Origin of the sequence: Nostoc sp. C052, from assembly GCF_013393905.1 — a bacterium.
Lineage (GTDB): Bacteria > Cyanobacteriota > Cyanobacteriia > Cyanobacteriales > Nostocaceae > Nostoc.
Window position 1 is genome coordinate 418,149 of the sequence record NZ_CP040273.1, and the last position, 24,355, is coordinate 442,503.

Consider the following 24,355-nt stretch of genomic DNA (forward strand, 5'->3'; position numbering starts at 1 on the left):
ATCGCGCTAATCCTGAATTATTCAGTCATGCCTCGTTCAAAAGCCCAACTAAATAGGATAAGGAGTAATTTCTTGTTGCTCACGCCCGACATCTTCAAGAAGCAAATAACTTCCTTCCAGTTTCCACTGTGGATAGCTCAGTTCTAGTTTTTTATGAACTGCTTTTAGTTTTTTTACCTCGGATGTTGTAGCTCGTTGTATGAGAATAGTAATAAAATCAATGTCACTCAAGTATGGGTTAAAGGCATTAAGTGCAATAGAACCATGAATATAAAAGCCTTCTATCAGACCCGGAAGTTCGATTTGTAATAACAACAAATAATCATTTAATAGTGGACGAATACATTCTGGGATGCGAGTATCCATAGTCAATAAACCGCATTACCTTTATTTTTAGTCTTGCGCTCACATTTAATAATAAGACTACCTTCGTTAGCAGGCTATTGGGCATCGCGCTCCGCTCCCTTCCCTAAAAAGCAATCCACGCCCATAAAACTTTATGGCAAAATGTCTCTGATTCGTTGATAAGTTCTTGTATTCTGGGATATCCGTTCTTGGTGGAAAGCCGAATGATTCCTATAGATATGAAACGACTCATCAAAAAAAACCTTAACCCAGTTCGCAAGAAAACAGAAGTAACCCCACCACCGATTGAACCCATTGAGATTCCTGAGAGCCTAAATATTCCTGAACCAGTAATTGAACCAAATCCACCTGTGTACATTGAAGACTACGTTTCCGAATCCGAATACATTTCTGAACACTATCGCCCCCTACGTTCTGTTGGCAACTCTGGGTGGCAACCGTCTGACGTGTGGCGCGAGTTGAGAGTTGATGATTTTTGTCGGTAAGCAGCATCTAAAACTTGTATAATCCTACTACAGGTACATCCCAGCTTCTGTTTGGAAATGCTATCGTCTAGCATGACAAAGTTAAAAGAACTGCCTTTATGGATTCACCTGTGGTACTGATCAATGTCTTCTCTGTTCCTCAAGGTTTGGAAGATGAGTTTCTTCAGAAATGGAATCAGACTGCTCAGTTGATGAAAAGTGAACCAGGGTTTATCGAAACAAAGTTACATCGCAGTCTTGATCCAACAGAGAGATTTCAATTTATTAATATTGCAAAATGGTCTAGTAAAGAAACGTGGCAATCGGCATTCTCTAAACGCATTTCCCAAAATGAGATTTTTGAACAACAATTACCTATTGAAGCTAATCCTGCCCTTTATCAAATTGAAGCAGAGTATTAAATCTCAAAACAGAATTTAGAGGAATCGTAATTCAGCTATGATTACTGAAAATGATGATTCAGTCGATGCAGTCAATGAACTGGTGAGAAAAATATCTATTAAAGAAACTCAGCTAAAAATAGCTCAACAGTCGAATCTCATTCAGACTGCTAAAGCGTTAGAAAATCAACTATCCCAATTACAACAAGAATTAGGAGATAATTCAGACACACAATTGCAGTCACTAATGAGCTTGTAAAATGCTTACGACGGCAACTGAGCTTTTTAGAAGTGGGGCTTACGCCTGCGCTAAAATATGATGTTCCCATTCTGAAATAAGGGCAATTGAATCGCTTGTAACTGTTTGGCGTTATCTAAATTGGACAAGGAAATACCCAGCAACCTAATACTGCGGTTTTCCAGATCAATCGACTCAAACAGTCCTTTAGCTATCTCAAAAATCATAGGCAGTTCACTAATGGGAGCAAGCATTGTTTTACTGCGGGTTAACTGCTGATAGTCAGAAAACTTGACTTTCAGGGTTAACGTGCGGCCTCGCGTTTCGTGCTGCTCCAACCGTTGCTCGACAATTTGGGCAATCCGTTCGAGTTCTTGCAACATTTGGCTGATATCGCTTAAGTCTTGTGCAAACGAGGTTTCTGCACCAATGGACTTGCAAACTCGATTTGCTTCAACTGGGCGGTCATCTTCTGCTCTGGCAATCTTGTAGTAATAATTACCTGCTTTACCAAAGTGGTGTGTTATCTCCAGGAGCGATCGCTCTTTCAAATCTGCGCCAGTGTGAATGCCGAGTGAGTGCATCTTCGCCGCCGTAACTTCTCCAATGCCGTGGAACTTCTCAATCGCTAGCTGCTCTACAAATGCGATCGCTTGCTCTGGTAAAATAACCGTCAGTCCGTTGGGCTTGTTCTGTCCTGATGCCATTTTCGCTAGGAACTTCTTAATTGACACGCCTGCGGTTGCTGTCAACTGAGTTTCCTGGAAAATCGCAGTTTTGATGTGTCTTGCGATAGTAGAAGCGTAGGGGATATTTTGTCGGTTCTCAGTAACATCTAGATATGCTTCATCTAGTGCAACCCCTTCCACTAAATCACTGTAGCGTTTAAAGATAGCGTGGATTGCAGTAGAAATCTCTCGGTAAACGTCGAATCTCGGTCTGACAAATATCAGTCCGGGGCATTTAGCGATCGCTGTTACTGACGGCATTGCTGAGTGAATCCCAAACTTACGAGCTTCATAACTGGCGGCTGCAACCACACCTCGCTGATTGGGACTGCCACCGACGACTAACGGTTTGCCTCGGTAGCTAGGGTTGTCCCTCTGTTCCACCGATGCGTAGAAGGCATCCATGTCTACGTGAACTATTTTCCTCGTCTGCATTGTTGTTGAAGTATTACCATTTCTACCAAGCGGCGAGAACGACTATTCTCTCTTTAATTTGTGATTCGATATATTTGAGAAATTTCTCACTCCAATAGTACATTAGCACTAGAGCGAGTTTTGGGCTTTCATCTGCTTTTTCATTGAGAAAGTTTTTGTAGCAATAAAGTTACACTTGATTGAGTAGCATTTTGTCATCACGTTGCCAACGCACGGATTGAGAGGAAGCAAGGGCATGACTATTGGCGTTTGGGTTCTCGGAGATCAACTTTGGGCTGGGCAGTCAGCGCTAGAGAGTTGCCTACAACAACACCAACAGACTCCTGTGATTTTTATCGAATCTCTTGCCCATGCAGGGCAACTTCCTTACCATTTGCAAAAACTGGTATTGGTCTGGTCAGCCATGCGTCACTTTGCTGCCGAATTGCGATCGCTTGGCTTCCCAGTAACATACGCTCAAAGCCAAGATTTCAATACACCTTTACTTCAATGGATTGAACAATACCAAATTACCGAACTGCGGGTGATGACTCCCACAGATCGCCCTTTTGCTAGATTAATTCAAAAGTTAAACTTGACAATTCAAGTCACTTTTACACCAAATAACCGTTTTATCTGGAGTGATCAGGAGTTCATTGACTGGGCAAGTGGACGCAAACGCCTAATCATGGAGGACTTTTACCGCCAGGGACGAAAGCGGTTCAACATTCTAATGTCCGGCAACCAACCTGTTGGTGGTCGATGGAACTTTGACAAACAAAATCGCAAACCACCAAAAGGCAAACTGACCTTACCCGAAGCTTTATGGTTTGAACCAGACTCAATTACACAAGATGTAATTGACTTCATTAAGCAATCTGAGGCATTCCAGGACAATCAAAGTTACTGGCAATTAGAACCCTTCTGCTGGGGTGTAACGCGACAGCAAGCACTACAAGTAATGAAGTTTTTTATCGAAACACGTTTGTCTTAATTCGGGCCATACCAGGACGCGATGGTGACTGGCGAACAGACAATGTGGCACGCGATGCTTTCTCCCTATCTCAATATTGGATTGCTTCATCCCTTGGAAGTTGTTCAGGCGGCACAGCTTGCATATTTAGACAACAGCAGCGACTGGGAGCTAAACAGCATTGAAGGCTTTATCCGTCAGGTGCTTGGCTGGCGAGAGTATATGCACGGTGTTTATGTTTACCTAGATGATGACTATTCAGAAAGTAACTGGTTTAACCACACTCATCCACTGCCTGCTTTTTATTGGACTGGCGATACACAGATGAATTGTCTGCACCAAATTCTAACTCAGGTTAAACAAATAGGTTATGCCCACCATATTCAACGGTTGATGGTGTTGAACAACTTTGCAATGATAGCAGGTATCTCCCCCCAAGAACTTGAAGACTGGTTTCATGCTGCTTTTATTGATGGCTACGATTGGGTAATGCAAACCAATGTCATTGGTATGGGGCAGTTTGCTGACGGTGGAATGATTGCATCTAAGCCTTATGCTGCTTCTGCTAACTACATCAACAACATGAGCGACTATTGTAAAAATTGTGCTTATAATCCTCGTGAACGCACCACTGAAAATGCTTGTCCTTTCAACTTTTTTTATTGGGACTTTCTGGCTCGTCATTATGACTTGCTTAAAAACCAGCCACGCATGACTCAAATCTTGCGTAACTTAGAGCGAATCTCTTTTGATGAGCTTCAAATAATCCGTTCTAAGGCTTCAGATTGGCACACCACACAATCAGAAACCGTTAACTAATAGTGTAAAATAATATTCGCAATTATTCTAGGCTGGCATTCGTAGGCTGTCGAGGGGTGGTTGTGGCAAGGGACAGGGAAGGCGATCGCATATACGCACTCATCACCGTTCATCCCGCAACCACTCTAACCCAGTTCTCAGTGCTGCCTCCGCCGTGTAATAAATCTTTTGTTCCCCGAATATCCCACCCGTGCGGCTGATGATACGGAATTCCCAGCAATGCCCTGGCGTGTAAAAAACCATTAGGATACTGCTGTTGACACAGAGTACCGTGTAAACTTTCACTTGGGGCATTTATTGCTGTTGTAGGTGTGATGATGTATTTAAATAAAAGAACTCAGGAGTCAGGAGTTAGAATTCAGAATGATTCCTGAACGAAAAATCAATGAGTAAAAGGGTTCAAATTCCCACTGTCTATACGGTGTCTACAATTGCTTAGGGTTTGAATCTCCAAGCGATTGTGATTCTGAATTCTGAATTCTGTCTTCTGACTTCTTCTTCAATTGTCTGCAATTTCTCACCCAATCAAACCCAAATGCCGATGAAATGCTTCAACTGCATTCGCCACACCATCCTCACCCCTGATTTTCTCACCCAACTCTTGTGCTTTCTTCCGCATCACCTCATCGCCCAGTACGATTTCAATCGCTGCTGCTAAAGTTTTATCTGACAGTTGCTTGTACGGTATCGGCGCAGGGCTGACTCCCAACCGAGTTAGCTTTTCACCCCAAACTGGCTGATCTGCAAAAAAAGGTACAGTAATTGATGGTGTCCCTGCACGTAACACTGCTGCCGTTGTACTAGCTCCTCCGTGATGTACTACTGCTGGCACTTGAGGAAATAACCAATCATGCGGAACTTCCTTGATCACAAACACTCGTAGCGAATCTTTTATATTCACCGTTCTTCCAACGTCGCCCCAGCCTGACAATATAATCCCGCCTTGATGTGTTTTCTTTAAGGCTTCTACGATGTAATGTGTGAGATATTCTGGATTGGGCATCGTCATGCTCCCAAAGCCAAAACACAAAGGTAATTGCTTTCGCCCAAGAAAATCCTCTAGTTCCAGGGGTGGCTCGTATTCGGAGGCTTGGTCAATAAACCAGAAACCAGTCACATACGCCCAATGCGGCCAGTCACGAGGTTTTGGGATTACGTGCGAACTAAATCCATACAATACAGGGATTCGTGATACATTCGCCGGAGTCTTCCGTCTGAAGCGTCTGCCCAAATATGGTAAGGGCGGCAATTTCAATGTTTCTGTTCTGAAGTGATTGAGCAGTGGACGATATCTTTGCCAGTGCAAAAACTCTACTAGTAAGTAGCTGCCATAATTTATCGCTTTCTTTAGCGGGTTTTTAGTTGTTTGAGCAAATTTCAAAAACCCAAACATCCCTGTGGGAGTCAACGGCAGAACTGATGCAAAAAAGCAAGGTACGCCTAATTTCTCTGCGATGTGATATCCAAAAATAGCTAGCGGCGTGTAGATAATTACCTCACTTTCCTGACACGCTACCCAAGCAGACTGCAACTGTTGAAGTAAAAGCTTATCTCCTTCTTCTTTTTTCAACTTTTCTCCCGCAATCAATCGCTGCCCTTGCTTGGATTGCAAAAACTCTTCCATATTGCCAGCGATCGGTGCAAACTTTAAATCAAACTGCTTCACAAAAGATGCAAAGTTTTCGTGTGTTGCGACTGTTACCTGATGCCCCGCACGCTTCAAGCCAATAGCCAAAGCGCAGTATGGTTGCAAGTCTCCCCTTGAACCTACTGTTAGGATCGTAATCTTCAGTTTCCGGCTTGGTGCTATAGGTAGACTTTGGCTCAAATGCTTTTTCAAAAATGAAAACTCCAGTATTCAAAAATTGTACTAATTTCCTGTGCCTCGGGGCGATAAACCAATACAGTTGAAATCAGCCTGCTTTTTCGTAACTGTTCCCTTGCCTTCACAGAAAAACTTTCTTAACTGAACCACATTGAGCCAATTGCGTAGGCGCAGCCCGTCGTAGACATCGCTGTTGCATTGGTTAATATACAGTCAAAGCAATTCACGCATGACCAATTTTATGAAATGGTTAAAGGAATCCCATTATCTTTGGGTTTTAAATTGAGAATAAACGGAACAGCTTTTAATACCCAATCAGACACAGGTGTATAATTAGCAGCTTCTTCTCCAAAGCTAATAGAAAGCATATCAGTATGAATAATACCTGGATTGAGGGGTATAGCTGCCATACCAGTTGGCAATTCTTGTGCCAAAGAACGAGTTAATCCTTCGATTGCCCACTTGGAAGCGCAGTATGGTGCAACTTGGGCTGAAGTCGAACGTCCCCAACCTGAACTAAAGTTAACAATAATACCCCGTTTCTTTTTCACCATTGCTGGTACGAAATGGCGAATTATATTCGCTACTCCTTTGATATTGATATCTATAAGATCCGAAAATTCTTCAGATGGTATTTCCCACAAAGGTGCTGGGTAATTGGTAATTGCCGCATTATTAATTACTATATCTGGCGGTGAATACTTTTGAAGTACCTCTATTGCCCATTTTTTTACAAGTTGTTCATTTGCCACATCTACAGATGTAAAATCATTGGGCGCACTAAACTTTTGGCGTATTTTATCGATTGCATCTGATGAACGGGCGCAACCAATAACAGTATGTCCCTGTTGAATAAAACCTTCGGTCATCGCATAACCTAGACCTTTACTTATGCCTGTAATTAAGATGAGCTTACTCATATATTTCTGGTATTATTAGATTTCAGTTTTTTTCGGGTCGGTTTCGTGGAGGTAAGGTTCGTCCATCATAAAACTGAATAACTAACTTACTTAGTCCGAGCCATGCTAGTGCAAAAATTAAGGGAGCTAGAGTTTCAATCACAACTACTACAACTGATGTTGTCTGAAAAAATAAAAAAAGCATTGGAGTCCAAGCCAAAGTAAGTACTGTTGCAACTCCACTCCCAAATCTCAATCGCTCAATAATAGAAAGCGCCGAGCTACAACTGGCACATTTTTCCGTATGAGAATGATACCTCTCCAGAAGCACGGACTTTGCCAATGGGGGAGAAAAAGTCTCTTTGCCAAATGGTTCAGCATTATATTGGTTTACCCACTGACGCAATTCAAATACAAAACTATCTGCTTTGGTTGGAAGGTAAAAAGCTTTAGTAAAGTTAGGGCTACCTCCTTTAGCTTCAAGATACCTTTCTTGATAGTGGAGAAAAATTTGATCGTCTTCTAAAACACCATTTTGTCCAATGTGGTAATACCAACGCGGTCTGAGCTTAATAAACCAACCTGGAAGTTTATCAGGAAACTTAAAAGGAAAACGTGCAAATACACGACACTCTCCTTTACGTATGGGTGTAGCATAAACAACGGTTAGAATTCTACCACGCTGGGAGTTGATGTCATGCCACATTAAACTTGGAGCGACGAAGGTTGTAGACAAATCTCCTGATTGCCCTGGTTTCAAACCTTGTTTCCAAATCCCTTTAAATCCATGTTTCCCAGATTCAATCACTTCAAGTTCCAAAGGTGCTGCATTTGCCCTATTTCCTACCGTTTTATGATGTGTAAACGATATGTGGCTAGGGTCTAGTATATTTTCTAATAGTGTTAATGCATCATAAGGTACATCCCTAAATGTATTAATTACAACCCATCCTTCAGGAGATTCTTCTAATGGTTCAATTATTGGGACTTCGGTTTTGGCAGCATTTTCATATTCACCAACGTATACAAACAGTAGTCCTTGCTTTTCAATAATTGGTAATGATGCCACACAAGCTCGTTTTGATGTCTCTGCCGTTCCACCTTTGACTTGTTGAGGAATCCTTTGACAATTTCCATCTCCAGAAAAAGCCCAACCGTGATAGGGACATTCCAAAAGTCCATCGTCACTAATCCTACCTTCAGACAACGGTGCTAAACGATGAGGACACTGGTCTTCAAAGCTTCTCCAAGATTGGGCAAGTCTTCCCACCAAATTACAATATTTCTTCCCAGCACTATAAAAGGCGTTGGTTTTGATTTGTCTAAGTCCTCTAGGTAATGGATGGGATACCATGTTTCTTTACAATCAAAACTATTCGGATCGCTGCCGCCCCCAGGCTGTTTTGAGTGAAAACTATCTCTGACATTGACTTCTTTCTCAAACATTTTGATGTTTATTAATTTTTATTGCCTACTCTAATATTTATTTTAGCTAGTATGAATATTGGCTGTATGGCGAGCGCATTTCCATAAATGATTTTATGAATAGCTACTAAGCTCGACTTTATCCAAAATTAAGAACTTGGTTCTCCTTATAGAGCAAAAGCCCTAGCTTTTTGGCAAAAACTTTTTCCATTCGCTAAAGCCGATGTAACGAGCTTTTCCCTGACGCACTACCTCAGCGAGTGCCGTCATGGTTTCTTCTAAAGGCGTATTTTGAATCGTAGCGATGGCATTGGTACAGGTCAACGTATGTCAAAAACCCAAAAGAATTTTGAATTCTAGACAATGATCCTACTGCGATCGCTTTTAGGCATCTACCCGAAAACAGATTTGTACACAATTAATAAATTCTTACAATTTGGGACTCGTATTTTCCATGAATTTGGTGTATCTTGTTAATTCCGTGCAATTATTAATACCTAACTTCTCACAAATTTACCCATCCAAATTTTAAGCCAATGCCTTCGAGGGAACAGCCAATGAAAACTTCTAATGATACAGATACGAAGAAGATCATCAAAAAATCCGACAAGCTTACCCTGAGACAGATGAAATTAATCGAGGAGGCTGAAGACCAACAACTTCTAGCTAATACTGACAATTCTACTGCCCCTGTGGTTAAGGTTGAGGAGAAACCAGTAGCAATTTCAGAGCCTAAAGTTCCTGACTATATTCCGCTCCTTGACAACCCTCCAGTACAATTGGTGGGAAATTCCGGCTGGCAAGTGTCTGATGTCTGGCGGGATATTCGGGTGGATGATTTCTGTGGGTAGACCCCATGATTACAGAGCGTTCATGCATCTATACACCAAAACATAAACGTTAATTTCTCAGTGTAAATGCATCTCAAATGCTATTGAAAAGTAGGTTTAGATAAACGCTCATTAATTAGCAAATTATTGACAACTAAGCCTATTTGTTATTAATTAATTCTTTCCTTAACTAAGATAATCCACAATTTGCTTTGATGCTTGAAGATACAATAATTACTCTGCTAATTTGTAGTACAGAAGAAGAGAAGCTTTACTTCGAGGTGTCCCTCTCACTTTTAAAAAAAGTTTCCACCTGGAATCCTGAATTGTCAGCAGTGCCTTTATCAATGAGCGAGGCTATTCAAATTGGTCGGGCTGAAGCTTATCGAAAGCGACCTCAATTCAACTCTTATGTATGTATAGCTGCCTCGATTAAATCTCTGCAACCTCATCCAAAGCCATTTCTATGGTATTGGCATATTGTGTTTGTCCCAGTAATTGATAAGCATATTTGTTATTTAGATCGCAGTGAGATCGTTTTGCTTCTGGACGGTACAGTAATTGAGCCAAAAGTTATTAACATTTCAAATTAGTTCCTACTATAGGTAGGTTGTCACCCTCTGAGGCTATACCATTCGGTCTTGTGCCAAAGAACGAGTTAATCCTTCGATTGCCCACTAAGAAGCACAGTATGGTGCAACGCCTGGCTGAAGTGGAACCTCCCCAGGCAGCAATAGTGTCTTGTAGAGAACATCTGAATAACTTAAAAATACTTAAATAAAGAGTAGCTAAAGATGGGCTACTCTCGCCGCAGGCGATTACGCTTTGTGGGTTAGTCTAGAATGGTAGCAAATATTGGTGTCAGAAAAACTTTAATGCTTTCAGGAACAATTCAACCCTACAGTCAAAGACAGACAGTTTTACGAACCAATGACGGTGATTTTCTCATTCCTGGGCAAGAAATTCACCGCTTGGGTTTGTGGCGAATGCTCTGGTTGGGTCTATTGTGGGGGCAAAAGGCAACTGCCCAAGCAGACCAATCGTTTATGAATGATACTCAATTTCTTGGAATTATTGGAATTATCAAGTTTAATACGCTGCAACTTGAAAACTTATCAACACTCATTGAAGCAAGCAAGCAATTACAGAACCACACATAATTATCAATCAGTTTATGCCCCTGACTGCTAGCCATTATCGCGCAAGGAAGTTGCTCCCGTTGTGGCTCTTAAGTTTCTTTGTCTATAAGGTGCAACTATGAACATTAATCCTGATGAAGAATTTGAACAGTATTTAAAAGACCCTATAGATCCAGAACTCAAGGCACTATTTGAAGAGGCTGAGGCTTGTTTGCAAAGATATGATGCAAAGTCAAAACAAGTAAAGCAACTCAATCAACAGATGCAAGATATGACATTTTCCCTTGATCTAGAGTGTGCTGAATGGAAATATGAAATATATTCAGGTAATCGCAACTACTTAGAGGACAACTCAAACTAATAAGGAGAATTGGGAAAGATGGGGGCAACCGTTTAAGTAGGGCATTTTCTTAGAGGATTGGAAAGCGATCGCATTCTTCTCCATTTGTCAAAATAGGTATTAGTTTTTAGTGTTAATGGAAATGTTAATTGAACCATTAGGTATAACTAGAGCAGATGTTACTAGTCGAAACAAAACGTTTAGGTGTGATATTTGTGGACGAAAAATGAAGAAGGTGGAACAGGAGGTAGTGTTAGCTAAATTGCCCTTACCGCAAAAAATTGCCAACCAGCTTGGCAGGATTCATGTTGAAGGTTGGTGTTGTCTTAAGTGTCAACTGTATTTTGATACACCAGTTTTTCACCTGCGATTGTATCCCTTAAATTACTGGAAAGAAGAAAAATTCTGCACAATTTGTCAAGAATTTACAATTGATCTATTTAAAGAGCTAGATTTAGGGCAGTTTCTCCTGATTGAAAAGTGCTACTGCTGTGAACTGCTTAAAAAACTTAAAGAAAAGAAAGAGTCTATTCCTACTTCTGTAGAAAGCATTTCATCTTGGCAGTTTCCAGATGATTAAATCTGTTCATCGAATAGTGCGAGTGTGATTGTTGTTTTGAGAAGCGATGGTCGCTCTGCGAACCGACGTAGGCATCGCCTAACTGTACTATCCCCTTTAATAGCAGAAGAGTTAGTTAATTATTATTGGCATTAATAGTTATTATTCTGGTTTACCGAACTTATAAATTAGAGTTAACTGTAATCTTTTTTTATGTCTAATTAAGTGCGGTAATCATCATTTTATTAGGTGATGATTACCGAATTTAAATAATTGATTGAGATAGCTAAGAGCTTGGTTATGAGATGACCAAGCTATGAGTGTATGCGATGTTTACGACGGGCTGTGCCTATGCTCCTCTCGTTTCCTCTAAGAATTAGGGCGATCGCTTTTTTTCCTCTAAGAATTTGGCGGGGGCGATCGCTCTTGGGTTTCCTCTAAGAATTGGGTAGGCGAGCGCAGAGCAAGTAAAAATTCAAATTTTAGTGATGAAGACGAGCTTGACGCTCACGTAATTCACGAGCCTTTTGTTCACGAGCTTGGCGCTCACGCAATTCACGGGCTTTTTGTTCACGAGCTTGGCGTTCACGTAATTCACGAGCCTTTTGTTCACGAACCTGCTGTTCATGCAATTGACGCTCACGAATTAGTTTAGCGTTATTAAAAGCAATCGTATTAGTATTTAAATGTTCATTGCGAAAATTCACAACAGAAGCATTAGCATGAGTTGAAAGAGCAGCAATTGAAACAGAAGCTAATAAACCACCAAGAAGAAGAGATTTTAAGCGGTTCATATATCCTTTAATCCTTGTTTTACTTAACTTGTATATTGTCAATATATTCTGCATAATCAAGAAAAGATATCTAGCAAATGTCACCACTTAAACATGACTAAAGTCACTAAGCGCGTCATCACTCCCCATCCCTAACTTCGAGTTGATAAATCCTTATTGATGGGTGTTCGTCTATCATCCACCAGGACTCAAGGTCGGAGTTAGTGTCCACACTCCACCTTGATAGTCCTTGGTATCTTTTGAGTCGTTTGCCAGAAGTGGTGACAGAAGCTAATCCCTTTTAGTATCAGTCATGGTGTTGGGGGTGGGTGATAGCTCTGAACAAATTCAAGCGAGTCAAAGTTATACCTCAAGAGCGATCGCCCGATAGTATCTGCTTTCAACTGGAGCTTAATTCTTCCAGTAGATGAGAAAAATCATTAAAAATGCATATACTGCAATTATCAAGTAATGAATTAATAAGCCCCTAGTTTTAGACCTACTAGGAGCTTTTTTATTTATTATTCATTGGATTTAGTGGGTATATCACAAGAAGTAACAGCGTTCATCCTCAAGGCTATTAATAATTGGTTCTGTTGGTAAATGGAATGTCAATGTTGGGATTGGTATCGTGTATTTGTCGATGAAAAACATCTATCGAATTAAAACAATGAATATTCTTGCTTGGATTGTTTTAGGTCTAATTGCTGGTGCTATTGCAAAGGCTATCTACCCCGGTCATCAAGGTGGCGGAATTCTCGGAACAATCTTATTAGGAATTATTGGTGCTTTTGTTGGTGGTAGTCTGGGTATATTCTTCAGTACAGGAACCTTGACATTAGCTGCCCCCACACTCAGCATTCCTGGTATTGCAGTAGCGGTTCTTGGCGCAATTGTCGCTGTTTTCTTGTGGAACTTGCTAAATCGCCGCAGTGCAATCTAAGAAATTAAATTGGAATCAATTAATCGTAAAAATCTCTTAACTCATTTCACTATGTTTTCTCCCTGAATTCAAGTAACAGAATAGCGTCTGCCTGGATTTAGGTTGGCGCTATTCTTTTGTTAGCGGGTGATGTCTGCGACGGGCAACTCTTAGAAACGCTGCGCTATCGGTGTCGCTTTTAGTAGTATGCACTTGATGTCTAGCCCAATCTAGACTATGGCTAGTGAAGTGTCGCCCTCTTTCTTAGAGGAAATCTAAAGGAAGCAAAGCGTAGGCGTAGCCCGTCGCAGACATCGCCGCCATCACATGCTCCCGTATATTTCTCCGATTAATTTGGAATTTTTAATTAATAAAATTAGTCTAATTTCGAGCAATAAATTTGAAATCCACTGTTACTTTTAACTATCAAGCAATTACCATCAACATTATTTCTATTGATAAAATTTCTATCTAGATTGCTATTGCTGATTCTAAATAAAATTGTTATTAACAAGCCTGTGCATACAGATATCAATATTATTAGGACAAGATTAATTAAGTTTTTATAAGAAGATTTTCGGCTAGAATCTCCTAATTTTGATTGAAGACAGACAGTTTTTGGCGACCAGAAATGCTCATCAAAATCATAGTAGCTCATTTTTCTTCTTTAAACCAAGAGAATTACCGATTATTAGGAGTTCCTAAATAACATTTATAGAAATAGGAACAACCATAAATTTATCGGAATTATCAGATGCTTATGGAAAGCCGATATCCCAATATATTTTAGATTATTTAGTTTCTACCTCACATTATTAAAACTCTTTTATTGAAAAAAATATTCTTACAAAAGTCACAAATATATCCATGACTAAAGTCACCGTTCAAGCATACATAATATATAAATATAAAAATTCTTACCCAAAAAATAAAATCCTCTGGCAATAGGCGATCGCCCTAGTAGTCTGCCAAGGTAACGCAAGCGTTGTGGCAAGCAGAGAGGCAGAGGTGCGGAGGGGCAAGGGGGAAAGAACTTGTACAAATCTCTCCTCTGCTCCCCTGCTCCCTTGCTCCTCTGCCGACCTCCACCCAGCAATTTTGGGTTGGCTAACTACTAGCATCTGTGCTGAATACAAGCGTTCACGAATAGCGTCTCGTTGGCGCAGCCTAAGAAGAGAAGAGAGGAAATACGAAAAAGAGCGATGGCGTAGCTGATCGCCTTCAATATCATGACCCAATAATTGGCGATCGCTATCAAGTGGGTGTTCCGCCATCATACCCAAACAATAAAATCCCCACACTTGAGGCAGGGAATAAGGCTAACTCTATAGCTTTAATACAAATGTACTATAAAGGTTGACACGAAGCAAGTAATGTCTAGGACAAGGCGATCGCACAACCAAGAGACATAATCTAACACTAATAAGAATTTAACCTACGTAAGCAGCACAGTTAGTTATCATCCTGTTGTGTTTTTAGCTCGGAATGCAAACTGACTTTTCTGCAATTCATTATGCCACTCTTGTTCAAAGGCACAATTCCTAAAAAAATACTCTAATTCAACTTCTTCTATTGGCGAATCTTGAGGATACCCTGTTAGTTGGAGAAGTTTTTGAGCGGTTATTGGTTCTTGAGCTTGATTAGACCACAAAAAAGCTTCAAAAGGATACTCTGATTCACTCATCATTAACAAACCATCGGAGGCTTGTTTAAATTTTTCCGTAATCTCGTTAGTCATAAAACTTATTTATGGTTATGAGCATTGGTTTTTGATCTTGCCAATCAGAGAATGTAATGACTCAGGTGATTCGTGCGATTATAAAGTTAAGATTTGTGTTGATACTCAATTATTAGCGAGATGATTATGAATAAGAGACTTTCAATTCAAAAAATCTATTTCATAACAAAAAATTCCCTGAAGTTTTCTTTATTGACAATATTCTCAACAATCCTGATTTGGCAGCACCCAGCTTTTGCTTGGAATAAGGCTGGACACATGGTTTCAGGAGCGATCGCTTACAGGGAACTCTCGCAGAATCATCAAGAAGTAATTGAGAAAATGGTTGCCATTTTGAAGGAACACCCTGAATACTCTAAATTTGAGCAGCAGTGGAATTCCCTCAAACAATCTAATCTTTCTGCTGAAAATAAAAATTTGTACTTATTTATGTGGGCGGCAAAATGGCCAGATGAAGCTCGTGGCAATCAAATATTTGATAATCCAACTTGGCACTACATAAATTTCCCTTATCAACCAAGCAATGCCTCAAACTCAATTCCTCGTGAAATTCCAGGTGAAGAAAATATTATATTTGCTTTTCAAAAAAATCTTGATATTATCCAAAGTAATGCCACCAACAGCGAAAAAGCAGTTGCAATATGCTGGCTATTCCATCTAGTAGGAGATGTCCATCAGCCATTGCATACTACCAAATTAATTACTAACCAGTATAAAGAACCAGAAGGTGATAGAGGTGGTACACGTTTTTATATTAGAGTTAACCCAGATAGCCAGACTATCAGTTTGCATAAATTCTGGGATGACCTCATACTAGGCTCAGAAAACTTTCAAACTGTTCGGAACACCGCAACCAAGATAAGAGCATCCTATCAACGCAGTAAATTACCAGAATTAAGAGAAACTCAATTTAATAATTGGGCAAAATTAGAGAGTTTTAATATCGCTAAACAAAAAGCATATCTTAATGGCAAGCTTTCTGGCAGTAGTGATAAAAATGATGGAAAGCCGTTACCGCCAAATTATGCTGCTACCGCCAAACCAATAGCAGAACGCCGCATGAGCTTGGCAGGCTACCGTCTAGCTGATGTGCTTAATAAACTGTTTGGCAAGTGATAAAAGATATACAATCTCTTTTGTTCTCCACTTAGATAATATGGGTAGTTTTTGATTTTACTAAAGCGATTACCCCACTTTGAGACTAATGTCTACGACGGGCTGTCCGGTGTCGCTTCTTCCTCCATCCCCAGATATTGCCTTCTCAGCACCCCATCACCAGTAACCATTTTCTGTGATCCACCAAGGAAAAAGCTCAAAATCGCGGATGCTGTCTGTGATACGTTAGCTTAGGCTGACTTATATCGTTTGTAATGCCAGCTTCAAGATGATTCGGTTTTTGCGTAAAGTACGAAACTTGAGGTGAATAGTATTATCAAACGGTATTTACTTAAGATGAAGAAATTGTTGACCGTAGAGCAGCATTCAAGACTGGGCAAGGAAGTTCTACGAGATTGTAATCTTGCATCCATAACAGACCAACAAGTTGAGGAATTGAAGCAATCTCTCTGGGAACATGGGGTTATTGTTGTCAGAAAGCAAAAACCGACGGCATCCCAGTTGAAAGACTTTGCCATCCAGACGTTTGGTGACTCAACCCTCGGTCGTCGCCCCAAGCCTCTAGATCCCGAAATCGCTCCAGACTTACAGAGTCCTGGAGTCTCCATTTTAGGTAATCCCAAGGGGCTTTCTGATGAGGTGGTGGGCAAAGTTGCTTGGCAATGGCATCACGATAAAGACCATCTCCCTAAAACACAGGGACTGGATATGAATGCCCTCTATGTCGTGATGCTTTATGGGGTGTCCATCCCGGACGAAGGAACGGATGGACAGCCCCACACCACTCTCTTTCTCGACATGGTGGAAGCCTACCACAATCTTGCTCCCAAACATCAGCAGCAATTAGGACTACTGTCGATGTATCACCTGTCACCTATCTCCCCACAGCCAGGGGTAGAGATTCCTCGGAAATTACATCCAATTGTCTCAACTCACAAAGTAACTGGGCGCTATTGTTTATATTTGGGTTCTGACACTTCGATTCTCAAAGGGCTAGAAAACGAACCAGAAGCTGCTAAACAGTATTGGCAGAAATTGTTTCAAAAGATTCTCGACTGTACACCAGTTTATGCCCATATTTGGCAACCTGGAGATATTGTGTTTTGGGATAATTCCCAAGTTATGCATACAGGTATGCCCTACAATCCAAACAAATATAAGCGAATTGCTCTCCGTGTTGGTGTTATGGCCAATAGCTGAAGTTGGAGACAATTGGGGGTTTGGCGGGGTCAACAAAAGAATCCTACTAGCCCTCAATTAGTTCCGGTATTGTCTCCCCTTGCAGGGTAATTAGTTAGGCATTTCTAGAATTTAATGAATATTTCAGGTAGGAAAACATTTACCAAATGCCTGAAGTAGCTTAAGAGAACCACTAACCCGAATTTTACATCGCAGCAGTGCCCAAATTAGGTTTTGTTCCTTGCTAAGAAAACCCAGCCAAGTTTTGCTATCTGCCGTGACAGAAATATTTGCTTTCCCAAGATGTCCTTCTTGAACTCGTACCATTTTATTTTGAATCGTCACTGTTGCACGACGAGACTCAGAGCCAGTGAATGTGAAATGGTAAATTGCACTCAATCCCTCCGACTGATTGCGTTGAAATAACAATGGTAATCCAAAGAGAAATCCTTGAATCGATTGAGGACGAATGCCACTGCTCACAAGCTTCACCGTTTTATTGGGAAAATGTTTGACAACATAGTTTTCGGCATCCGATCCCGGCACCACATAGATGGTTTCGGTTTTGTCCTGCAATGGCTTGACCACATCTTTAATAAATGCTTTGCGATCGCTCAAGAATGGGGCAATTACATCCTCTCCCGCCGGACATGCCGCAATACAGTAGGCTGCTTTGTAGTTCGGCTTGAAAGACAAGCTTTGCCACATTGAGGCTGATTCAGAAGCACTGACTTTTTTTCGATAATCACTAGCACTTTTGCTGTCAGCGATCGTCTCTGTCCAATCTGTGAATCCGCCCATGAACTCACGATAATTATGAGTGTAACAAGCTGAAAAGCTAAAACTACCGTCAGCCCCGATCGCGCCTACAGGACAAGCCGCAACACACAATTTACACTCAATGCAGGGATTGTAATCGATCGGGTGGGCGTACTCCGTTACTTCTGTATCAATTAAAACTGTACCGAGAGCAATGAAATTACCAAACTTGGGATGAATCACATTTCGATGAATTCCTATGTGTCCTAATCCTGCTTCAACAGCCACAGGTTTATGAGATATAACCCAGGCTTTTTTGTCTGGATAACGATCCATTTCCATTGGGAATGCCACTGATGGATTCAAGGCTCGGACACCAATCTGCGCGAATGCTTTGACGAGGTTTCGAGCTACTTCATCTGCATGGTCGTAATTGGCATGAAATTCCAGATTAGCGATTGATCGTGCTGGAGTGCGAACGTTTTCCCGATTCATGCAGCAGACAAAGCTAATCAATGTTTTGGTGGGTGGAAATACTGTCAGAATTTCGGCATGTTGGTCGGCAAGTGCGGGTCGATAAATTTCCACAAATCCTACATCATCAGCACCCGCATCCAGACAAAGTGTTCAGAGTGAATCAGAATTCAAAGCGACTGTGCTTGTTTTTAGGTTGTTTGTAGACTGCTCACGCCACCATCTCACGGTAGGATGGTTATCAAATTTAGCCATAGAAGCCTCTAGCGTTGATAATTATAAATCTGTATAGATTTTGGTGGATTTGGCTAACTCATAGTTTTTATATCAAGCAGTAGCAATTGCATTGTTTGACATTTTTGTTGTCCAAAAAATCGCATTACTACAGTTCAAGATTGAAGTTGCTGCATCAGACCTGCCGCATCGGAAACAGACCAATGCTCGGCGATCTTGCCATCTTGAACACGATCAATTCTGATCACTGATGTTGAGATGGTTTTGCCTGTTGGTGGAATGCCGTAGAATGCGCCACTGTGTCTGCCTTTGCTTACGATATATGTAACAACCCGATTCTCTTCCGCAACCTGCTGCATGATTTCAATCTGGATGTCGGGGAAAGCAGAGATGGTCAACTGATAGCATCTGCGCCCGATTGGGTCGAGTGGATGGGGTGAGAAAGTGGAGCTTAGTATTAACCACTTTACTTATTAGGTTCAAAATACTACTTGGCTTCACGGAAGCTCGCACCGTACTGGTTGGCGAGACAATTGGTACTGCCTCATAGGTAAGGCGTTTTGTTCAAAAGAGGCTTAACCAAGCAGTATTGGGTTGGGTATGATGCTGGAGTTCGAGGATGTTAACCCGAACAAATATGCTCAATTGGTGACAGATGCCCCGCAGTGGAGTGAGTAGATGGTTTGATTTATTCGGCACAGAATCAAAATAGGAGATGTCCACACCTTGAGTGAGTTGGCAAGAAAGCTACCTTTATGAAAGTACCATTCGATTGCCACTATCGTTTGCGAGATGCGAAAAATAACACCCCGCAAACCCTAGCGGTTGGTGATTCTAGAGCGCCAATAAAGATTAAACAACCACAAAATTGTTTTCGGTTAGTGACAATCCAGCAGATAATTGTGCAAATTTTACCTGAGTAAACCCAGACGCACTGCCATCAAGATCAAAGAACAGTCCACCTGTAGCGCTGTTGTAGATAAATCGTTGATTGGTTGTTGTTGCAGATGTTCCGATGGTAAACTGATTAGCTGAAAGTGAACCTGATGATAACCCGCCAGCAAAATAAACAGCTGATATCTGAATCAAGTCATTAGTGGCGTTAAAGTCATAAAGATCGTCAACACCTTCATTGTAATTATAGAAAACAAAGGTATCAGTCCCATTTCCTCCAATTAGGCTGTCATTACCCTTTCCACCTGTCAGGGTATCATTGCCGTTGCTCCCCACAATCAAGTCATTGTAATCTGTACCGATGATATTTAATCTTTCGACATTGTTGTAATTAACTAGATACGTATCTGCCGTAACCGATCCAGTGTTAGTAGTAGCATTAAAAGTCGAAGTAATCCCTGTTGTAGCATTAAAGTAATACATGGATAACAAATCGTTACCATTACCCCCATTTACTGTTTGAGTCGCTAAATCAGAGGGGACATCACCTGAGGATGTGATGCCTAAATTGAAGGAATCATTGCCATCACCTCCAGAAAGGAGGTTATTACCTTTTGCATTGGTAGCATCCAAGGTATCGTCACCAGCGCCACCGTTGAGGGTATTATTAACTATGGAAAGAGTAGGGTCGCTGCCAGAGATGTCAAGATAATCATTGCCATCGCCCCCAGAGAGCAGATTATTGCCTGTTGAACCGCTACCATTTAAGGTATCGTTACCTGCACCTCCAAGTAGTGTGTTATTACCTGTGGAGCGAGAATCTTCGGAGTAGTTAAAGGAAGAAGAGTAGTAGTAGTAACCAGAGATGTTAAGAGAATCATTTCCATCGCCTCCAGAGAGCAGATTATCGCCTTTTGAACCGGTAGCATTCAAGGTATCGTTACCTGCACCTCCAAGTAGTGTGTTATTACCTGTGGAGCGAGAGTCGGAGGAGTAGCTAGGTCTGTTGATGTAGCTGCCAGAGATGTCAAGAGAATCATTGCCATCACCCCCAGAGAGCAGATTATCGCCTGTTGAAGCGTTAGCACTCAAGCGATCATCATCAGCACCTCCAAGTAGTGTGTTATTACCTATTGAACCGCTAATATTCAAAATATCGTCATCGGCATCTCCGTCAAGGATATTATTGCCTGCACCGCCAATCAGAGTATCATTGCCTGCACCACCAATCAGAGTATCATTGCCTGCACCACCTCTAATGATGTCATCACCACTCAATCCGTCGATGATGTCATTACCCCCTTGACCATTGATGACATCATTAGAGTTGTCAAAACCTGTAATATTGTTATCGAGGTCATTCAGGAAAGTAACAGTGTTCTTATTGAACAGGTTCGTTTGAGTGGAATTTGCATCAAACACATCAAAACTGTCAGTGACACTAGTTTGACCATAAAAGAGGATATTGCCAATAGCAGGTCGTGAAGAAGTTGCTGGTAAATTATCCAGATTTTCTAATTTGAAGTTTTGCAGAATGACTTTGCTATTAGCGAGATTTTCAAAAGTGATTTCTAAGTTGTTGCCATTTTGAGTTAATTGCAGATTTTCAGCCGTGAATCCATCACTTGTAAATTGCAAGGTGTCTACAGAGACAATGACCGTTGCTGATGGATTTGAGCCTTTACCCACACCACCGAAATCGGTAATAGTATCAGTATTTTTGTTGTAAATATCGTTGTTGTAAACAAATTCATCATTACCAGCACCACCAGTTAGAGTATCATTACCAACGCCCCCGGAGAGAGTATCGTTGCCACTGTTCCCCACAATCAAGTCATTGTAATCTGTACCTAAGATATTTAATCGTTCGATATTTTTGTAATTAACCTGATTCGTACCCGACCTAATTGAGCCAGTGTTAGTAGTGGCATTGTAAGTTGTTGTGATCGCCGCACTACCGTTGTAGTTGACCAACAGTACATCGTCACCCTCACCCCCATCTATGGTATCATTGCCACTATTGCCCGTGGAGAGGGTATCGTTGCCACTGTTCCCCACAATGTTGTCATTGTAATCTGTACCTGAGATATTTAATCGTTCGATATTCTTATAATTAACTTGATTCGTACCTGACCTAATTGAGCCAGTGTTAGTAGTGGCATTGTAAGTTGTTGCGATCGCCGCACTACCGTTGTAATTGACCAACAGTACATCGTCACCCTCACCCCCATCTATGGTATCATTGCCACTATTGCCCGTGGAGAGGGTATCGTTGCCACTGTTCCCCACAATGTTGTCATTGTAACCTGTACCTGAGATATTTAATCGTTCGATATTCTTATAATTAACTTGATTCGTACCTGACCTAATTGAGCCAGTGTTAGTAGTGGCATTGTAAGTTGTTGTAATCCCTTCTGTAGCAGCGCTGTAATAACTGTAATCAACAGACAACAAATCGTCACCCTTACCCCCATCTACCGTTTGATTCTCTAAATTTAGATAGAAGGAATCATTGCCATCGTCTCCAAAGAAGAAGTTATTTCCTGTTGAATCCTCAGCCCTCAAGGTATCGTCACCAGCACCACCATCGAGAGTATTATTGCCTGAAGACAATAATATACCATCGTAGTAAGTGGGAATACTAGAGATATCAAGATAATCATTGCCATCACCACCAGATAGCAGGTTATTACCTGATGAACCCTTATACCAATTTAATATGAAGCTGCATAGAATAGAGCTTCCAGGATAAAGTTGTAAGAAGAGACTGAAATTATCTGCTCAAATGAAAGTTGATCGAATATTTCTTGGATGCGTTCACGTAAAGCTTGTAAAGAAGAGAAAAGTTGATTTTTGAGCGGTTTCTTGAGGAGTTGCCAAAGTCTCTCAATCGGGTTGAGTTCAGGGGCTGATGCTGGTTGAAACAGAGGAATAATATTCTCCGGCCAACGGAGCTTTGAACTTGTATGAGCAGGTGCTTGATCAATCTGTAAAATAGCGTAATCGCTACCTAATTGCACAGATAGCCAGTCCAAAAACTGTTGAAAACACTCGCCATCCAGTTTTGGGTACTCATAAAGAAAATGGTCTCCAGTCAATGGTTCAATTGCACCATAAATCCAAAAGTTATCTCTTGGCCATATCACCTTAACAGTAGGCTTAACTCCGGAAGCTGTAATCACTTTTCCTGTAAGAGTTTTCAGTCCAACTCTAGTTTCATCCTGACACAGGTAGCGAACACACTTGCCGGGTGCTAAATGTTCTTCTAGACAATTAAGAATGATTCCGAGTTTTTTTTAAACTCAGAAACTAATTTTTCGTCTTGTTTATGGCTTTGAGGGCGAGGTACTTTCAATTTTGCACCCAATCGATATCGAACCAACGCATAAACAGTTGCATATTCAATATCTTGCCCATGTTCCTGTTTCAACCATTCAACTATTGCACCATAACTGGCAAACCCTTTCTCTGTTTTTAACTCCTGTTGGAGTGCGGCGATCGCTGCATCATCGATCTTCCGTTTTGCTCCTGGTGCTTTTTTTACTTCCAATAAGCCAGATAACCCACCAGATTTATACTTCTGTAACCATCTAGTCACTGTTGAAGTATCTCTAGCCAAACGTTTTCCAATTTCCTGTTGTTGGTTTACTTGACCACTCTTAAGCCACCACAACATCTGTAACTTTTCTTTCTGGTTTCCTAAAGACACTGTTTGTAGGCATTTTTTTAGTTCCTCTTCGCTCTCGGCGATCTCAATTTGAAATGGGCGGCTCATGGGTATATCAACTTACCAAGTACCAAGTTTGCTTTCCTCCCTATTATATGCAGCTTCATATTAAATTGGTATTAGCCATCAAGTAATCGTTACCAGCGCCACCGTTGAGGGTGTTATTCCCTGATGAGACAAAATTAGGAGCTGCTCTATAAGTAAAAACACCAGAAGTAGAGAGAGTATCATTGCCATCGCCACCAGATAGCAGGTTATTACCTTGTGGAGACTCAGCATCCAAGTAATCGTCACCAGCGCCACCGTTGAGGGTGTTATTCCCTGATGAGGCTGTAGAATTATAAGAGTTTTGAGAAACGTAAGAGGTGGAGAGAGTATCATTGCCATCACCACCAGATAGCAGGTTATTACCGGATGTTGCCCCAGCATCCAAGTAATCGTCACCACTGCCACCGTTGAGGATGTTGTTGCCTGTTGAATATTCAACATTCAAGATGCCATAACTTTTACCTACCTCAATCGATTTTTTCAGTAATTTCAGTTTTGAAGAGAGCTGTTAGTGGGACTTAAACAAAAAGTAGCCAGAAAAGAGCCTAAAACCTGTATGCAGATGTGTATTCTCCTTGCCTTGCATGGGTTTTAAGCTTGTTTCTGCCTCAAAAATGTTTAAGTCGCGTTCTAGCGGTTATCGATTGTATGAGAACATCAAAGTCCTTACTGTCAAATCATTTCAGCAAAGTTTTTGTATCTCACTGAACTGCACACCACTATAGTGCTGTTTTCAGGCACAAGAACAAGCATCAAAAATCCAGCCTTCATATTTAGTTTTTTACCAGTGCCTAAATCCTACCAGAAGAGAAAATAGTCAATAGTTAACTCTGGCTTGTAAATATAGTTTTATACTCTCCTTGTGGGCAATTATGCGTAAATGTTTAATTTGAGAATACAGAACATCTCAATAACCTAACACTGACCATATACTATCGTATTTACTTAGATGTCTTTGCTTCCACACACATCTTTGCATATTCTTCACATTATTTACTGATAAATTTACGTAAAAATATTTTGGTTTATGCACTATCAATGCATCGTCTTTTCCTCTTGCTAAAGGCTATT

Annotated in this window: 24 protein-coding genes and 5 pseudogenes; 12 read left to right on the forward strand and 17 right to left on the reverse strand. The window is 41.0% G+C overall.

The genetic code is table 11. The features are described from left to right. Positions 1–48 precede the first annotated feature (48 nt). Positions 49–366: a hypothetical protein gene (locus FD723_RS34150; RefSeq protein WP_179069671.1), complete on the reverse strand. Its 318-nt coding sequence runs from the start codon at positions 364–366 to the stop codon at positions 49–51. 203 nt (positions 367–569) lie between these two features. Here FD723_RS34150 and FD723_RS34155 point away from each other — a divergent pair, with 203 nt between their 5' ends. From FD723_RS34155 to FD723_RS34165, 3 genes are all read left to right on the forward strand, one after another. Continuing rightward, entirely contained in the window at positions 570–851 is a 282-nt protein-coding gene (locus FD723_RS34155; protein WP_179069672.1) for a hypothetical protein, read from the forward strand. 98 nt (positions 852–949) lie between these two features. Next, positions 950–1,252, forward strand: a complete 303-nt coding sequence (locus tag FD723_RS34160; RefSeq protein WP_179069673.1) for an antibiotic biosynthesis monooxygenase — start codon at positions 950–952, stop codon at positions 1,250–1,252. 37 nt (positions 1,253–1,289) lie between these two features. Then, the gene (locus tag FD723_RS34165) at positions 1,290–1,490 is read left to right on the forward strand and encodes a hypothetical protein (protein ID WP_179069674.1); all 201 of its coding nucleotides are present in this window, start codon (positions 1,290–1,292) and stop codon (positions 1,488–1,490) included. 50 nt (positions 1,491–1,540) lie between these two features. Here the strand turns inward: FD723_RS34165 and dinB are convergent, their stop codons facing one another. Beyond that, positions 1,541–2,632 (reverse strand): DNA polymerase IV, encoded by a 1,092-nt coding sequence (dinB, locus tag FD723_RS34170; RefSeq protein ID WP_179069675.1) that lies wholly within the window; start codon positions 2,630–2,632, stop codon positions 1,541–1,543. A 235-nt stretch (positions 2,633–2,867) separates the two neighbouring features. Here dinB and FD723_RS34175 point away from each other — a divergent pair. Beyond that, positions 2,868–4,403, forward strand: a pseudogene (locus tag FD723_RS34175) (cryptochrome/photolyase family protein). A gap of 102 nt (positions 4,404–4,505) precedes the next feature. Here the strand turns inward: FD723_RS34175 and FD723_RS34180 are convergent. The 5 genes and pseudogenes from FD723_RS34180 to FD723_RS34200 all read right to left on the reverse strand — a co-directional run. Next, a complete protein-coding gene (locus FD723_RS34180) occupies positions 4,506–4,646 on the reverse strand; it encodes a hypothetical protein (protein WP_306297030.1) in 141 nt (46 codons plus the stop codon). A 274-nt stretch (positions 4,647–4,920) separates the two neighbouring features. After that, on the reverse strand, positions 4,921–6,243 hold the full coding sequence (locus tag FD723_RS34185; protein WP_179069677.1) for a glycosyltransferase: 1,323 nt from the start codon (positions 6,241–6,243) through the stop codon (positions 4,921–4,923). A gap of 224 nt (positions 6,244–6,467) precedes the next feature. After that, positions 6,468–7,148, reverse strand: coding sequence for an SDR family oxidoreductase (locus tag FD723_RS34190; protein ID WP_179069678.1), 681 nt, complete (start codon positions 7,146–7,148; stop codon positions 6,468–6,470). 22 nt (positions 7,149–7,170) lie between these two features. Beyond that, positions 7,171–8,573: pseudogene (locus FD723_RS34195) on the reverse strand (Rieske 2Fe-2S domain-containing protein). A gap of 186 nt (positions 8,574–8,759) precedes the next feature. Then, positions 8,760–8,880, reverse strand: a pseudogene (locus tag FD723_RS34200) (aldo/keto reductase); the annotation flags it as partial. A gap of 229 nt (positions 8,881–9,109) precedes the next feature. Here FD723_RS34200 and FD723_RS34205 point away from each other — a divergent pair. From FD723_RS34205 to FD723_RS34225, 5 genes are all read left to right on the forward strand, one after another. Continuing rightward, the gene (locus FD723_RS34205) at positions 9,110–9,403 is read left to right on the forward strand and encodes a hypothetical protein (RefSeq protein ID WP_179069679.1); all 294 of its coding nucleotides are present in this window, start codon (positions 9,110–9,112) and stop codon (positions 9,401–9,403) included. A gap of 194 nt (positions 9,404–9,597) precedes the next feature. Further along, the gene (locus tag FD723_RS34210; protein ID WP_179069680.1) at positions 9,598–9,975 is read left to right on the forward strand and encodes a hypothetical protein; all 378 of its coding nucleotides are present in this window, start codon (positions 9,598–9,600) and stop codon (positions 9,973–9,975) included. A 249-nt stretch (positions 9,976–10,224) separates the two neighbouring features. After that, complete coding sequence (locus FD723_RS34215) at positions 10,225–10,542, forward strand: hypothetical protein (protein WP_179069681.1); 318 nt, start codon at positions 10,225–10,227, stop codon at positions 10,540–10,542. 97 nt (positions 10,543–10,639) lie between these two features. Beyond that, entirely contained in the window at positions 10,640–10,882 is a 243-nt protein-coding gene (locus tag FD723_RS34220) for a hypothetical protein (RefSeq protein WP_179069682.1), read from the forward strand. A gap of 121 nt (positions 10,883–11,003) precedes the next feature. After that, a complete protein-coding gene (locus FD723_RS34225) occupies positions 11,004–11,441 on the forward strand; it encodes a hypothetical protein (protein WP_179069683.1) in 438 nt (145 codons plus the stop codon). Positions 11,442–11,902: 461 nt separating this feature from the next. On the opposite strand, the gene FD723_RS34230 is transcribed toward FD723_RS34225, so the two are convergent. Continuing rightward, positions 11,903–12,214 carry a hypothetical protein gene (locus tag FD723_RS34230; RefSeq protein WP_179069684.1) on the reverse strand — a complete coding sequence of 104 codons (312 nt, stop codon included), beginning with the start codon at positions 12,212–12,214 and terminating at the stop codon, positions 11,903–11,905. A gap of 649 nt (positions 12,215–12,863) precedes the next feature. Between FD723_RS34230 and FD723_RS34235 the strand changes: the two genes are divergently transcribed. Continuing rightward, on the forward strand, positions 12,864–13,136 hold the full coding sequence (locus FD723_RS34235; protein ID WP_179069685.1) for a GlsB/YeaQ/YmgE family stress response membrane protein: 273 nt from the start codon (positions 12,864–12,866) through the stop codon (positions 13,134–13,136). 896 nt (positions 13,137–14,032) lie between these two features. On the opposite strand, the gene FD723_RS34240 is transcribed toward FD723_RS34235, so the two are convergent. Next, positions 14,033–14,392 carry a hypothetical protein gene (locus tag FD723_RS34240; protein ID WP_179069686.1) on the reverse strand — a complete coding sequence of 120 codons (360 nt, stop codon included), beginning with the start codon at positions 14,390–14,392 and terminating at the stop codon, positions 14,033–14,035. Positions 14,393–14,613: 221 nt separating this feature from the next. Further along, positions 14,614–14,853 (reverse strand): annotated as a pseudogene (locus FD723_RS34245) (nuclease A inhibitor family protein); the annotation flags it as partial. A 192-nt stretch (positions 14,854–15,045) separates the two neighbouring features. Here FD723_RS34245 and FD723_RS34250 point away from each other — a divergent pair. Both FD723_RS34250 and FD723_RS34255 read left to right on the forward strand, forming a co-directional pair. Next, complete coding sequence (locus tag FD723_RS34250; protein ID WP_256875256.1) at positions 15,046–15,969, forward strand: S1/P1 nuclease; 924 nt, start codon at positions 15,046–15,048, stop codon at positions 15,967–15,969. Between the two features lie 336 nt (positions 15,970–16,305). After that, on the forward strand, positions 16,306–17,169 hold the full coding sequence (locus tag FD723_RS34255; RefSeq protein ID WP_179069688.1) for a TauD/TfdA family dioxygenase: 864 nt from the start codon (positions 16,306–16,308) through the stop codon (positions 17,167–17,169). 123 nt (positions 17,170–17,292) lie between these two features. Here the strand turns inward: FD723_RS34255 and FD723_RS34260 are convergent, their stop codons facing one another. The 7 genes and pseudogenes from FD723_RS34260 to FD723_RS34285 form a co-directional block, all read right to left on the reverse strand. After that, complete coding sequence (locus FD723_RS34260; RefSeq protein ID WP_256875308.1) at positions 17,293–18,525, reverse strand: SCP2 sterol-binding domain-containing protein; 1,233 nt, start codon at positions 18,523–18,525, stop codon at positions 17,293–17,295. 245 nt (positions 18,526–18,770) lie between these two features. Beyond that, complete coding sequence (locus FD723_RS34265; protein ID WP_179069689.1) at positions 18,771–19,013, reverse strand: ester cyclase; 243 nt, start codon at positions 19,011–19,013, stop codon at positions 18,771–18,773. Positions 19,014–19,467: 454 nt separating this feature from the next. Then, entirely contained in the window at positions 19,468–22,122 is a 2,655-nt protein-coding gene (locus FD723_RS34270) for a calcium-binding protein (RefSeq protein ID WP_256875257.1), read from the reverse strand. A 39-nt stretch (positions 22,123–22,161) separates the two neighbouring features. Further along, positions 22,162–22,245: pseudogene (locus FD723_RS44275) on the reverse strand (hypothetical protein); the annotation flags it as partial. After that, entirely contained in the window at positions 22,224–22,793 is a 570-nt protein-coding gene (locus FD723_RS34275) for an IS630 family transposase (protein WP_179069788.1), read from the reverse strand. The gene FD723_RS34275 and the pseudogene FD723_RS44275, both read right to left, overlap by 22 nt. Then, complete coding sequence (locus FD723_RS34280; protein ID WP_179069690.1) at positions 22,775–23,284, reverse strand: helix-turn-helix domain-containing protein; 510 nt, start codon at positions 23,282–23,284, stop codon at positions 22,775–22,777. The genes FD723_RS34275 and FD723_RS34280 overlap by 19 nt, the downstream gene beginning before the upstream one ends. Before the next feature lie 55 nt (positions 23,285–23,339). Further along, complete coding sequence (locus tag FD723_RS34285; RefSeq protein ID WP_256875258.1) at positions 23,340–23,729, reverse strand: calcium-binding protein; 390 nt, start codon at positions 23,727–23,729, stop codon at positions 23,340–23,342. Positions 23,730–24,355 lie beyond the last annotated feature (626 nt).